The following is a 14,680-nucleotide window of genomic DNA, read 5'->3' on the forward strand; positions in this document are numbered from 1 at the left end:
GAAATGGCAATTTTAGTATTAGGTGGAGCTGGTTATATCGGTTCTCACATGGTTGATCGCTTAGTTGAAAAAGGTCAAGAAAAAGTAGTAGTAGTAGATAGTTTGGTAACAGGTCACCGTGCTGCCGTACATCCAGATGCTATTTTCTATCAAGGCGATCTTTCTGATCAGGATTTTATGAGAAAGGTCTTCAAAGAAAACCCTGATGTTGATGCTGTTATTCACTTTGCGGCCTATTCTTTGGTTGGTGAATCAATGGAAAAACCACTCAAATATTTTGATAACAACACAGCTGGAATGGTTAAATTGCTTGAGGTTATGAACGAATGCGGTGTTAAATACATTGTCTTCTCATCAACAGCAGCAACTTACGGAATTCCAGAAGAAATTCCAATTCTTGAAACAACACCACAAAATCCTATCAACCCATATGGTGAAAGTAAGTTGATGATGGAAACCATTATGAGGTGGTCAGACCAAGCTTACGGCATCAAGTATGTCCCTCTTCGTTACTTCAACGTTGCTGGTGCCAAACCTGATGGTTCGATTGGTGAGGACCACGGTCCAGAAACTCACTTTCTACCGATTATTCTTCAAGTAGCTCAAGGTGTTCGTGAAAAAATCATGATCTTTGGGGATGACTACAATACTCCAGACGGGACTAACGTTCGTGACTATGTGCATCCATTCGACTTGGCGGACGCTCACCTCCTTGCTGTTGAATATCTTCGTAAAGGTAATGAATCTACAGCCTTTAACTTAGGTTCATCAACAGGTTTCTCAAACCTTCAAATTCTTGAAGCAGCTCGTAAGGTAACTGGTAAAGAGATTCCAGCTGAAAAAGCTGATCGTCGTCCTGGTGATCCTGATATATTGATTGCTTCATCTGAAAAAGCACGTACAGTTCTTGGATGGAAACCACAATTTGATAACATCGAAAAAATCATCGCAAGTGCTTGGGCATGGCATTCTAGCCATCCCAAAGGGTACGATGATCGAGGATAATTAAAATAATAAACAAAAAACAAAGAGTATATATAATTGTTGTACTCTTTGTTTTTTGAGGAAATAATATGAAAATAAGCTGTGAAATTATTGGAAAAGTTGATTCAGGCGATGTCAGTAAAATTTCAATGGAAAACAATAATGGTGTTGTCATTTCCACACTCACAACAGGTGCTACACTTCAGGAGTTTTTGGTTCCAACGGAAACTGGTGCTCTTAAAAATATAGTACTTGGTTTCAGTGATTTCGAGGATTACTATAAGAATAATTTATGTGCCTGCCAGTCCATTGGTAGGGTTGCTGGAAGAATTGGGAAAGCTTCGTATACTCATAATATGGTTCTTTATAGCCTTCCTAAGAATGAGGGAGAAAACTGCTTACATGGCGGTCCAAAAGGAATGCAGGTCCAAAATTGGAACTATGTCACAAACCTGAATGATGAATATGTTGAGACAAAATTTATTAGAAGACTTTATTCAAGTGTAGATGGCTTTCCTGGTGATGTGACAGTCTCTATTAGTTATAGACTTGACAATAATAACCGCTTAACAATACTCTTTGAAGCCTTCGATGTTACAGAGTCAACAATTTTTAATCCGACAAACCATGTTTACTTTAATCTTAGCGACAAACAGGATTTATCAAGTCATGAGTTACAAATCTATTCAGACTATCGTTTAGAGTTGGATTCTGAGTTAATTCCAACAGGACAAAAAATTAATGTAGATGAAACGAATTATGATTTTAGAAAGACAACTGACTTGCTACCTCGAATTGAAGCAAATAATGGTTTTGATGATGCCTTTGTAGTTGGAGGGGGAACTTGTGATCATGTCAAAGAAGTAGCTATTTTGCATGACAAAGAAAGCGGAGATGGTATTGAAATCTTCTCAAACAGAAATGGTTTAGTTATTTATACTATGGATATTATAGAGGATAATATTTACTTTGCAAGAGATCGAGGAACAATTGCAAAAGGACGAGAAGCTATAGCCATGGAAGCTCAAACCCTTCCAGATGCCATTAATCACAAAGGTTTTGGAGATATTATCTTAGATAAAGGTCATAGTGTAAACTATGAAATTGGCTTCCAATACTTTAATTCATCAAAATAATCATGTATTAGTAAAAGTTTAGTAAAAAACTACTAAAACTATTGACAATTCAAACTAATACTTGTATAATGGAAGCGTATTCAAAAATAACAGGAGGTTCTCATAATGAGAAAATCTAACGTTCAGATGAAGTCTCGTCTATCCTATGCAGCGGGTGCTTTTGGTAACGACGTCTTCTATGCAACGTTGTCAACATACTTTATCATGTTTGTGACAACTCACTTGTTTAACACAGGTGATCCAAAGCAAAATAGTCACTACGTACTATTAATTACTAACATTATCGCTATTTTGCGTATCTTGGAAGTATTTATCGATCCATTGATTGGTAATATGATTGATAACACTAACACTAAGTATGGTAAATTCAAACCATGGGTAGTTGGTGGTGGTATCATCAGTTCTATCACCTTGTTGCTTCTCTTCACCGATTTAGGTGGTTTGAATAAAACAAATCCTTTCTTGTACCTTGTACTTTTTGGAATTATCTACCTTATAATGGATGTCTTCTACTCGATTAAAGATATCGGTTTCTGGTCAATGCTTCCTGCCTTGTCTCTTGATAGTCACGAACGTGAAAAAATGGCAACTTTTGCCCGTATCGGTTCTACGATTGGTGCCAATATTGTAGGTGTTGCCATCATGCCAATCGTTTTGTTCTTCTCTATGACGAACAGTAGTGGCTCTGGAGATAAATCTGGATGGTTCTGGTTTGCATTTATCGTTGCACTCATTGGTGTGATTACATCAATTGCTGTTGGTATTGGTACACGTGAAGTTGAGTCAAAACTTCGTGATAACAATGAAAAAACTAGCCTTAAACAAGTCTTTAAAGTTCTTGGTAAAAACGACCAATTGATGTGGCTGTCTCTCGGATATTGGTTCTATGGTCTTGGTATTAATACACTTAATGCTCTTCAACTTTATTACTTCACATTTATCCTTGGTGATTCAGGGAAATACTCAATCCTTTACGGATTGAATACAGTTGTTGGTTTGGTTTCAGTTTCACTGTTCCCTAGTCTTGCTGGTAAATTCAACCGTAAACGTTTGTTCTATGGATGTATTGCAGTAATGCTCGGTGGTATCGGAATCTTTAGTATTGCAGGTACTTCACTTCCAATGATCTTGACTGCAGCTGAACTCTTCTTCATTCCACAACCTCTTGTGTTCCTTGTTATCCTTATGATTATCTCTGACTCAGTAGAATATGGTCAATGGAAATTGGGACACCGTGATGAATCACTTACTTTGTCAGTTCGTCCACTTGTTGATAAACTTGGTGGTGCGATGTCAAACTGGCTTGTTTCTACAATTGCCGTAGCTGCCGGTATGACAACAGGTGCCTCAGCATCAACAATTACAACACATCAACAGTCTATTTTTAAGCTTAGCATGTTTGGTTTCCCAGCAGCAGCAATGCTTATCGGTGCCTTCATTATTGCTCGTAAAATCACTTTGACTGAAGCACGTCACGCTGAAATTGTTGAAGAATTGGAAAATCGCTTTAGCGTAGCAACTTCTGAAAATGAAGTTAAAGCTAACGTCGTATCTCTTGTAGCCCCTACAACTGGTAAACTAGTTGATCTTTCAAGCGTTAGTGATAAACGCTTTGCTTCAGGTAGCCTAGGTAAAGGATTTGCAATCAAACCTTCAGATGGTAAGGTTTTTGCCCCAATTAGTGGTACAGTTCGTCAGATTCTACCTACTCGTCATGCGATTGGTATTGAAAGTGATGATGGTGTCGTTGTTCTCGTACACGTTGGTATTGGAACAGTTAAACTTAAAGGTGAAGGGTTCATTAGTTACGTAAAACAAGGTGATCGTGTTGAAGTTGGACAAAAACTTCTTGAGTTCTGGTCACCAATTATTGAGAAAAATGGTCTTGATGACACAGTACTTGTCACTGTAACTAATTCAGAAAAATTCAGTGCTTTCCATCTTGAACAAAAAGTTGGAGAAAAGGTAGAAGCTTTGTCTGAAGTTATTACCTTCAAAAAAGGAGAATAATTTATGAACACGACTGAAAAAATTCAAACTTACTTAAACGATCCAAAGATTGTTAGCGTTAATACTGTTGACGCTCACTCAGATCATAAGTATTTTGAATCTCTTGCAGAATTTTCTGAGGGGGAGATGAAGTTAAGACAATCTCTTAATGGAAAATGGAAAATTCACTATGCTCAGAATACAAATCAGGTTTTAAAAGACTTTTATAAAACAGAATTTGATGAAACTGATTTGAATTTCATCAATGTACCAGGTCATTTAGAGCTTCAAGGTTTTGGTTCTCCACAATATGTGAATACCCAGTATCCTTGGGATGGTAAAGAATTCCTTCGTCCACCTCAAGTTCCTCAAGAATCAAATGCTGTTGCATCATACGTTAAACATTTTACCTTGAATGATGCATTAAAAGATAAAAAAGTATTTATCTCATTCCAAGGGGTTGCTACTTCCATCTTTGTATGGGTCAATGGTAACTTCGTAGGATACAGTGAAGATTCATTTACACCTAGTGAATTTGAAATTAGTGATTACCTTGTTGAAGGTGATAACAAGTTGGCGGTAGCTGTTTATCGTTACTCTACAGCAAGCTGGTTGGAAGACCAAGACTTCTGGAGACTTTACGGTATTTTTAGAGATGTTTACTTGTATGCTATTCCAAAAGTTCACGTTCAAGATCTCTTTGTTAAGGGAGATTATGATTACCAAACAAAAGCAGGTCAATTGGATATTGATTTGAAGACTGTTGGTGATTATGAAGACAAGAAGATTAAATATGTTCTTTCAGATTATGAAGGCATCGTTACAGAAGGTGATGCATCTGTTAATGGTGACGGTGAACTATCTGTAAGTCTTGAAAATCTTAAAATCAAACCTTGGAGTGCTGAAAGTCCTAAACTTTACAATTTGATCCTTCATGTTTTGGATGATGACCAAGTTGTTGAAGTCGTTCCAGTTAAAGTTGGATTTAGACGCTTTGAAATTAAAGATAAACTTATGCTTTTGAATGGTAAGAGAATTGTCTTTAAAGGGGTTAACAGACACGAATTTAATGCTAGAACAGGACGTTGTATCACTGAAGAAGATATGCTTTGGGATATCAAAGTGATGAAACAACATAACATCAATGCTGTTCGTACTTCACACTATCCTAACCAAACACGTTGGTATGAATTGTGTGATGAATATGGACTTTATGTTATCGATGAAGCCAACCTTGAAACACACGGTACATGGCAAAAACTTGGTCTATGCGAACCTTCATGGAATATCCCAGCTAGTGAACCAGAATGGTTGCCTGCTTGTTTGGATCGTGCCAATAACATGTTCCAACGCGATAAGAACCACGCTAGTGTTATCATTTGGTCTTGTGGTAATGAATCATATGCTGGTAAAGATATTGCTGACATGGCTGATTATTTCCGTAGTGTTGACAATACTCGTCCAGTTCACTATGAAGGTGTTGCATGGTGTCGTGAGTTTGATTACATTACAGACATCGAAAGTCGTATGTATGCGAAACCAGCTGATATCGAAGAATACCTCACAACTGGTAAACTAGTTGATCTTTCAAGAGTTAGTGATAAACACTTTGCTTCAGGTAACCTAACTAACAATCCTCAAAAACCTTATATTTCATGTGAATACATGCACACAATGGGTAACTCTGGTGGTGGATTGGAACTCTACACTGACTTAGAGAAATATCCAGAATACCAAGGTGGATTTATTTGGGACTTCATTGACCAAGCTATTTACAAAACACTTCCAAATGGTAGCGAATTCCTATCATATGGTGGTGACTGGCATGATAGACCTTCTGACTACGAATTTTGTGGAAATGGTATTGTCTTTGCAGATCGTACCCTAACTCCAAAACTTCAAACAGTTAAACATCTTTACTCTAATATTAAGATTGCTGTTGATGAAAAATCAGTAACTATCAAGAATGATAATGTCTTCGAAGATCTTTCTGCTTATACTTTCCTAGCTAGAGTTTACGAAGATGGTAGAAAAGTTAGTGAAAGTGAATATCACTTTGATGTTAAACCAGGCGAAGAAGCAACATTCCCAGTTAACTTTGTAGTCGAGTCTTCAAATTCTGAACAAATTTACGAAGTTGCTTGTGTTCTGAGGGAAGCAACTGAATGGGCTCCTAAAGGTCATGAAATTGTTCGTGGTCAATATGTTGTTGAAAAGATTAGCACTGAAACACCAGTTAAAGCACCTTTGAATGTTGTTGAAGGCGACTTCAACATCGGTATTCAAGGACAAAACTTCTCAATCTTGCTTTCACGTGCACAAAATACTTTAGTATCTGCTAAGTATAATGGTGTTGAATTCATTGAGAAAGGTCCTAAACTTAACTTCACTCGTGCTTACACTGACAACGATCGTGGTGCTGGATATCCATTCGAAATGGCAGGCTGGAAGGTTGCTGGAAACTATAGTAAAGTTACAGATACTCAAATTCAAATCGAAGACGACTCTGTTAAAGTGACTTATGTTCATGAATTGCCAGGCTTGTCTGATGTCGAAGTTAAGGTAACTTATCAAGTTGACTACAAGGGTCGAATCTTTGTTACTGCAAACTATGATGGTAAAGCAGGTTTGCCAAACTTCCCTGAATTTGGTCTAGAATTTGCTATCGGTTCACAATTTACAAACCTTAGCTATTATGGATACGGTGCAGAAGAAAGCTACCGTGATAAACTTCCTGGTGCCTATCTTGGTCGATATGAAACATCTGTTGAAAAGACATTTGCTCCATATCTAATGCCACAAGAATCTGGTAATCACTATGGTACTCGTGAATTCACAGTATCTGATGATAACCATAATGGTCTTAAATTCACCGCACTTAATAAAGCATTCGAATTCAGTGCTTTGCGTAACAGTACTGAACAAATTGAAAATGCTCGTCACCAATATGAGTTGCAAGAATCTGATGCTACATGGATTAAAGTTCTTGCTGCTCAAATGGGTGTAGGTGGTGACGACTCATGGGGTGCTCCAGTTCATGACGAATTCTTGCTTAGCTCAGCAGATAGCTATCAATTAAGCTTCATGATTGAACCACTAAATTAGGTAGTTATTAAGAATCTAGTTGTACATTATTTGATAATTATAAAAGAGAAGCTTTGGAGGCTTCTCTTTTCATGTTTTAAAGGGGATTAAATCATTAGTGTGTTAGTATCTTCCAAAAATCTACAAGCGGTACTGATTAGCACTCCAACACATTATAAATATATTTCAAGTGATTTAAGATAGGAATTAGCTATTACCGGTGTTTCTCTAAAAGAAATAAAAATCATACCATTCGTTCAGATGGAATAATGCATGTGACTTATAAAAAATCTCAAGTAGGGAAATAGTAAATACTACATGCCTAGTTCCAAGTCAGCTAACAAGCTACGGATAAAAAATGCCTAGAATAAAGTAAAGTCAGGAGTCCTTAGGGTTCGGATTATTTTTAGGTTTTCATAGTGAAAAATTTAAAAAGGATCGGTACTGACAATAACGAAAAGTGAGTAAATATTATTGCCTAAAATACAAGATGTGCACTAGTACCAACCTATATGATAATGCTTAGAATCTATAAAAGTCAATTAAAAGAATAGATAATATTGATTTTCTTGGTTAGAGGTATTTAAATTACTTAACCAATTGAGGCAGGGTAGTCTAGACTATATTGATTACTACAACAAATGCATTAAGGTAAAACTAAAAGGACTCAATCCTGTGCAATACAGAGCTAAATCCTTGGAAAGTCAACGAAAAACTAGACACGGAGTTAAGAGAATTTAAGAATTATATTTTTCAAAGTCTTTTGGAGACTTGTAATCAAGACCTGAATGCATCCTTTTTGTATTGTAATAGGTCTCAATGTATTTAAATATTTCTTGAGTAGCCTCAGCTCTTGTCTCAAAATGAGCATCATTAATAAGCTCCCTCTTTAGCGTCTTATAAAAAGACTCCATCATTGCATTGTCATAGGGATTTCCTTTACGACTCATGCTAGATTGAGCACCGACTTGACGAAGAGTAGATTGATAACGAGAGCTTGTATATTGACTCCCTTGATCAGTATGGACAATCAAGCCAGGCTGAGGATGTTCTTTCCCACAAGCTTGTAAGAAGCAATCCCTCACCAGTTTATCTTGCATCCGTGAAGACATTGACCAGCCTACAATCTTACGTGAAAAAACGTCGATATTCACGGCTAAGTATAAGGTGCCTTCTTTGGTAGGGATATAGGTCATGTCTCCCAGCCATACTTTATTAGGAGCTGTTGCTTTAAAGATCTGATTAATTAAATTGGGTCTTGAAAGCGAAGCTCCTTTTCTGTTGTAATGTTTATATTTATAACGGCTTCCCTTGGCATAAAGTCCCATCAAGTGCATCAGTTTCCCAACACGTTTCGTGTTGGTCATAATACCAGTATTATGAAGTACCTTGGTAATTCTAACCGCACCATAGCGTCCCTTATGCTCATGAAAGACAGCTTTTATCTTCTCTGAGAGAATTTCTCTCTCCACTTGTTGTTTTGAAGGACGACGATGCATGTATTCATAGAAACCTGAGCGAGAAACCTTAAGAACTTTTACTGCATGCTTAATTTTTATCTTCCCATGATGTTTCAAGAGAAATTCAAAACGTTTTACTTGCTTCGCTTCAAGAAGACCCGGAACTTTTTTAGAAGTTCAAGTTCCTCCTGAAGATAACGATTTTCTTTCTCTAACAATTTAATCTTATGTTGGGCATTAGCTAGGGCTGTCCCATTGCCTGGAAAAGCACTTTCTCCATATTCTTCAACTTCTTGAACCCAGCGATAAAGACTATTGGCATGAACCTCAAGCTCTTGGCTGACTTCTTTAACAGAGTAACCCTCTTCAAGAATGAGTTTTACTGCAGAATTTTTAAATTGTTTATCGAATTTTCTTCTTGCCATAATAAACCTTTCCACGATTTCTCTTAACTTTGTGTCTAGTTTATTATAACCTTTCCACCTTTGCTTACATAAATTGTCTAACTTTTTGGGGTCAGTACAGGATAGCTTGGGAGAGATTTTTTGATCTTTACAGCTAAAAAACGGGAAAACTATCAAAGCCTGTGAAACTTTTAAGCAGTATTTAGCTTGATAAGGTACAATAGAAGTAAGACAAAATGAATGAGGAGGTTGTCATGAAGTTTTTACATACGTCAGATTGGCATGTAGGACGAACCCTCAATGGCTGGTCTTTGTTGGAGGAGCAGGAGTGGGCTTTTCAACAAATTGTGGATTTGGCTATTAGCGAAAAAGTGGATGGGGTTATCATTTCTGGGGACCTCTATGACCGTGCGGTGCCCCCTGTGGATGCGATTAAGCTTTTTAATAAGACCTTGGCCCGCTTGGTACTGGAGGAGCAGATTCCTGTCTATGCGATTAGTGGTAATCACGATGGGGCTGAACGTTTACATTTTGGGCGTGACTTCTTTCAACATCAGGGCCTTCATTTAAGTACACGTTTGGAGGAGGCTTTTGAGCCTATTGAGTTGGAGAATTGCCAGATTTTTCTGCTGCCTTTTATCGATCCTATTGATGCTCGTATTTACTATAAGGATGATGAGGGAAAGGAAATTCAGGGGATTGGTGATGCCTTGACCTACATTCTTGAGGATATGGAAAAAGCTTTTGATCCTGACAAAGCTCATGTCTTGGTGGCGCATTTTGCGGTTTCTAAGAAGGATGATAGCGATGGTCAGGGTCTTCGAGAATTGATGTTGTCTGAAACCAGTAATACGGTAGGTGGTCTTACCAATGTGACCAGTGACCTTTTCAAGTCTTTCGATTATGTTGCCTTAGGGCATATCCATACGCGTTTTGCTAGTCCTACCAAGCGCGTGCAATATTCAGGCAGTCCAGTCGCCTTTAATGTCAAAGAAGCCAAGCGTAAGGAAGAAAAGGGTGTCTATATTCTTGAACTGGATGCGTCTGGTGATATGTCTCAGACCTTCCATACTCTAGAGGTTAAACGGCCGATTGTGGCTTTACAGGAATCTTTTGAAACCTTGATGTCACCTGAATTTTATAAGAATCAACCTTGTCAAAAAGCCTGGTTCGCCTTTGATATTCAACTGTCTAGTCGTAAGGAATTAGAGGGTATCAATGTGCGTGCCCAACTGGAAGAGATTTATGGGACAGACATTGTAGAAATTACTTTCAGTCGTCTGGGTGATGTTAGGGAAGAAAACTTGACCGTTGATCAGCACTTAAAAGATTTGGAAATGCAGTCGCCCCAGGAAATCGTATTTGATTTTTACCAGACAGTAACTGGGGGCGATGTCTTATCTGAGAGACAGACTGCCCTTGTGGAAAGTGTTTTTGAGGAGATTGAGAGGAGTCGACAATGAGACCAGTCCAGTTAGAATTGACCAATTTTGGACCATATCGTAAGGAAGTTATTAATTTCACTCAGTTTGACCATGCTCCCCTCTTTTTGATTGGAGGGGACACAGGGGCTGGTAAGAGTACTCTCTTTGATGCCATAACGGTAGCCTTGTTTGCTACGACCAGTGGTGATCGTAATGTTGAGGAGATGCGGTCAACTTTCGCTGGTCCAGAGGATGATTTGACCAAGGTGACTTTCTATTTCCAACAAGGCAATCACCTTTATCGCATTGACCGAGTTCTCCAGCAAGAGAGGGCCAAGCAGGGTGGGGGCACTACCATGCAAAAGGCGACGGCTTCTCTAGTCATTGTGGATAAGATTGGTGGTCAGGAAATTGAAAAGCTTGGGGATAAGATCAAGGAAGTGAGTGACCAGATTGAGCAGATTTTGGGGCTCAATGCTGAGCAGTTCAAACAGATTATTCTCCTTCCACAAAATGATTTCAGCCGTTTCTTGAAAGAAGATTCTAAGACCAAGACTCAAATTTTAAAGAAAATCTTTGGAACGGGTATTTTTGACCATTTTCAAAAGAGCTTGGAAGAGCGTCTTCGTCAGAGTAATAAGGATATGGAAAAGCGTCAGGCTCAGCTAGATGGTCATTTTGCCAGTCAGGTTTGGTCTGAGGAAGAATTATCCGTCTTGGAGCAAACGCCAGCCTCTGAAAAATTGACACGTCTTGAAGAGTTTTTGTCTCAGCGTCAAGAAAATGTTACGAAGCAAAAAAGTATCTTGAAGGCTGCCCACGAGGATTTGGCACAACTGCAGAAGAGCTTGCAAACTGCCCAAGATTTGGCAAAGATTTTTCAAGAATTGGAGCAAGCCAAGGAACGTTACCGTCTGGAAATTGAGGAGGGGGCTCAAGGACAAGCAGAGGCAAAAGTGCATCTGGAGGAATTACAGTTTGCTCAAGGTCTGCAGGAAACCATTCGGACCTTGAAGCAGTATCGGAAACAGTTGATGCAATTAGAGCAGGACCTTGAAATTGCTCAAGAAGCCTTAAGTGAAAAGCAACAGGCGTTTGAGGATGTTAAGGCTAAAAAAGAGGAACTCACAGTTCAATCTAAGGATTTTCTTCAAAAAGAAGAGGAGCTTGAAACTTGGAAAGAGAATATTATCTATGCCCAGAGTCTTGCCCAAGAACAGGAGAAAATCAAACGTTCAACGACTAACTACAAGCAGTTGGAAGAGACCTATCAGCAGGCTAGAAAAGAGGTTGAGATGCTTAACAAGTCCTTGTCTGACTTGGAGGCTAATCGTCTTAGTTTAGATAGTTTACATGAGGCCGAAAAACTCTTCCAGATTGTGGGCTACAGTGTGGAGAATCAACTTGCTCAGGACCTGAAAGAAATAGAGAACTTGAATCAGGAGTTGACAAAGACCGAAAAACGTCATCAAACGTTATCTTTTGATATTGATCAAGCTCAAGAAATTCTCAAAGAATTGGAAGAGGAGTTAAGAAGGACTTTGGTTTCACGCCGTCAACTCATTATTGTCCAACTGCAGGCAGAGTTAGAGGAGGGGCATCCTTGTATGGTTTGTGGTGCTCTGGAACACCCTAATGTTGGTGGAGCACAGGCTGATGAAGTGGCCTTGAAAAATCTCATGGATCAGGTGGAGAAGCTTCAAGCTCAAAAAGAAAAGCAAGTCGCTACTTTATCAAATCGTCAGGCTACCTTGAGTGAAGTTGCATCTAAACGTCAGGATTTGCTTGACCAAGTGGCTAAAGTCAAGGCAACTCTTGAAAAGCACTATCAAGAATTAGAAGAGCACGTTAAGGGACGGTTTGATTTTGATTTTTCGATAGACTATGAAACTGACCGTGGGCAAGCCCTACTCCTGAAGGTTGAGCAGTATTATCAAGAGTTACAAAAACGTTATGATAAGGAAGAGACAGATTATATCCGATATCAAGATGAGCTAGGTAAGGCTCAAAAAAAAGCGACAGATTTGGCTAAAACCTATCAAGAGGCCAAGGCAGTGCTTGACCAAGCTCAAGAACGCCTAGAGGACTTGCAGGAAGCTCATCCAGAACTTGAGTCTGTTGAGGTATATCAAGAACGGATTTCCCTTGCTCATCAGGAGCTGAACCTCTACAATAAGCAAGTCAAGGAAAATAGCGAAGCCTACAACCAACTTCATGCCGACATTAAAGGAATCAAGGGGCAGATTGAGAGTATAACTAAGTCTAAAGATAAGGTAAATCAAGATGTTAAGCGATTATCTGCTGAATTAGAGCAAAGTCTCAAGGCTGAAGGAGCCCTCGCCAATGACTTAGAGCAGGTCGAACTCTGGCTTATTGAGGTAAATAATCAAGCTATTCCTATGCTTCAGGCCAAATTAACGACCTATGCAACGCTCAAACAAGAATTACAGGCGCAGATTCGTAAGGGGCAAGAGCTTCTCCAAAATCAAGAACAACCAGATCTCGATAGTCTAGCGCAAGCAGTACAGAATTGTCAGGAAATCTATGATAGGCAGCTCGCTCAGTTTTCTGTCATGGAAAAGGGACTTAAGGATGCGACGGCTACCTACCAAGCGGCTAAAACCCTTCAAGACAGCAACCAAGAGGCCTTTAAGGCCCACCAAGAACTCAGTGATTTGGTTAAGGTGGTTAAGGGAGAAAATACTGCTCTAACTGGTCGTCTTAATCTTGAGGTCTACGTTATCCGTCAGTATTTCCAACAAATCTTGGACTATGCCAATGCTAACTACATCGGACTATTAACGGATAACCGCTATTCCTTTGTTCTAAGTGAGGAAGGACGCAGGGCGCGTGATCACTTCGGTTTGGATATCAACGTCTATGACCAGCTGACAGGTAGTGAACGCTCCGTTAAATCCTTGTCTGGTGGTGAAACCTTTATCGCTGCACTGGCCATTGCCCTATCCCTCTCAGAAGTTGTCCAAAATACCAGCAAGGGTGCCGTTGTTGAAGCACTCTTCATCGACGAAGGTTTCGGTTCACTTGATAAGGAAGCCCTCACTAAGGCTATCTCTGTCCTAGAACAAATCGGTGAAAATCGCATGGTCGGTGTCATCAGCCACGTGGACGATATGAAAGAAGGTATTGCTCAGCAACTAGTTATCATCAAGTCGCACGATGGCAGTAGCCGTATTAAAATTGTGGATAAGGGGTAGGAGGAATCAGTTTATATAATACTCTATATCAGATAATCGCAGTTGTAGCCATGTCAAATTTGTTCTAATAAGCATAGAAAAAAGGTAGTTGCATCAACAACTACCTTATGTAGAATTGTTAAAAAGCTGATGGTTTGTATAACATATTTAATTCGTCCTACTCGTAAAAAAGTGCGGACGGATTTTTTTGTCATCATATTTGACAATGTTATAGCAAAAACTAATCAAGGTAATATGAGGCTACCTAATGTCTCCCTAATTCGTTGAACTTTTAGCTAGGTGAAGTAATTATCAATTTCCTCCTCATTTTTTAGTATATCCACCTCATCAACACCACAACTTACTGCTAATTCTATTGGTCAACATTCTACTGCCAAACAAAGTCGAAAAGAAATCGAATTGGCTGCAGCTAAACTTGTAGAGGACAAACAAGCAGAAGATAAAGCAAGTATTTTATCATCAGATACTGTAAAAGAATTTTTGACACAGTACTATACGAAAGAAAAACTAGGGGAAAATAATACACGTATTCAACCTTATATGACTGAATCGGCCTATTCTCAAGAATTGACAAGTCAAAATGATGCCATGAACCAAGTGTATAAGGACTATATTTTGGATTATCATTTTGAAAAAGCAGATATCTTTGTCAATCAGACTACGAATCAAGCCATTGCCATGGTCTCTTATAATGTAACTTATGTATCTGATTTAAAGAATGCCAACCAATCAAAGACAAACCAAACAGAAACCAGAACGGTTAATTTGAACTATTCGAAACTACCTGGTAAGTTATTGGTCAACCAAGTACAGGTTTGGAAATCTGGGTTAGATGATCTAGATAAGGCAACTCCTAAAACTTTAGAAGAATCCTCATCTGTTCCATCATTGCCGAATACTACGACAAAATGATGATATTTTATGAATATAGAGGAATGTAAGCAAATTTCAATTCTTGATGTAGCCAATCGATTAGGTATCTCC

8 protein-coding genes and 1 pseudogene are annotated in these 14,680 nt (G+C 38.8%); 8 read left to right on the plus strand and 1 reads right to left on the minus strand.

Annotated elements, in window-relative coordinates:
- Positions 1-3: 3 nt before the first annotated feature.
- From galE to MHH90_RS03160, 5 genes and pseudogenes are all read left to right on the plus strand, one after another.
- A complete protein-coding gene (gene galE, locus MHH90_RS03140) occupies positions 4-1,005 on the plus strand; it encodes a UDP-glucose 4-epimerase GalE (RefSeq protein WP_084828962.1) in 1,002 nt (333 codons plus the stop codon).
- Positions 1,006-1,073: 68 nt separating this feature from the next.
- Positions 1,074-2,120 carry an aldose epimerase family protein gene (locus tag MHH90_RS03145; RefSeq protein ID WP_084828961.1) on the plus strand — a complete coding sequence of 349 codons (1,047 nt, stop codon included), beginning with the start codon at positions 1,074-1,076 and terminating at the stop codon, positions 2,118-2,120.
- 105 nt (positions 2,121-2,225) lie between these two features.
- Positions 2,226-4,130 carry a PTS sugar transporter subunit IIA gene (locus MHH90_RS03150; RefSeq protein WP_084828960.1) on the plus strand — a complete coding sequence of 635 codons (1,905 nt, stop codon included), beginning with the start codon at positions 2,226-2,228 and terminating at the stop codon, positions 4,128-4,130.
- Positions 4,131-4,133: 3 nt separating this feature from the next.
- Positions 4,134-7,214: a glycoside hydrolase family 2 TIM barrel-domain containing protein gene (locus MHH90_RS03155; RefSeq protein WP_084828959.1), complete on the plus strand. Its 3,081-nt coding sequence runs from the start codon at positions 4,134-4,136 to the stop codon at positions 7,212-7,214.
- A gap of 561 nt (positions 7,215-7,775) precedes the next feature.
- A pseudogene (locus MHH90_RS03160) lies at positions 7,776-7,934 on the plus strand (IS3 family transposase); the annotation flags it as partial.
- Here MHH90_RS03160 and MHH90_RS03165 read toward each other — a convergent pair.
- Positions 7,931-9,078, minus strand: a protein-coding gene (locus MHH90_RS03165) for an IS3 family transposase (RefSeq protein WP_095559415.1) whose coding sequence is annotated in 2 segments (ribosomal slippage) — positions 7,931-8,826 and positions 8,826-9,078 — 1,149 coding nt in all. Because the reading frame shifts where the segments join, the coding sequence is not laid out codon by codon here. The pseudogene MHH90_RS03160 and the gene MHH90_RS03165 overlap by 4 nt on opposite strands.
- Before the next feature lie 233 nt (positions 9,079-9,311).
- Between MHH90_RS03165 and MHH90_RS03170 the strand changes: the two genes are divergently transcribed.
- From MHH90_RS03170 to MHH90_RS03180, 3 genes are all read left to right on the plus strand, one after another.
- Positions 9,312-10,520: a metallophosphoesterase family protein gene (locus tag MHH90_RS03170; RefSeq protein WP_084828956.1), complete on the plus strand. Its 1,209-nt coding sequence runs from the start codon at positions 9,312-9,314 to the stop codon at positions 10,518-10,520.
- Positions 10,517-13,696, plus strand: coding sequence for an SMC family ATPase (locus tag MHH90_RS03175; protein ID WP_340725774.1), 3,180 nt, complete (start codon positions 10,517-10,519; stop codon positions 13,694-13,696). The genes MHH90_RS03170 and MHH90_RS03175 overlap by 4 nt, the downstream gene beginning before the upstream one ends.
- 294 nt (positions 13,697-13,990) lie before the next feature.
- Positions 13,991-14,608 carry a hypothetical protein gene (locus tag MHH90_RS03180; protein ID WP_037622990.1) on the plus strand — a complete coding sequence of 206 codons (618 nt, stop codon included), beginning with the start codon at positions 13,991-13,993 and terminating at the stop codon, positions 14,606-14,608.
- Positions 14,609-14,680 lie beyond the last annotated feature (72 nt).

The sequence above is a fragment of the Streptococcus sp. FSL E2-3488 genome (genome assembly GCF_038003585.1).
Taxonomy (GTDB): domain Bacteria; phylum Bacillota; class Bacilli; order Lactobacillales; family Streptococcaceae; genus Streptococcus; species Streptococcus thermophilus.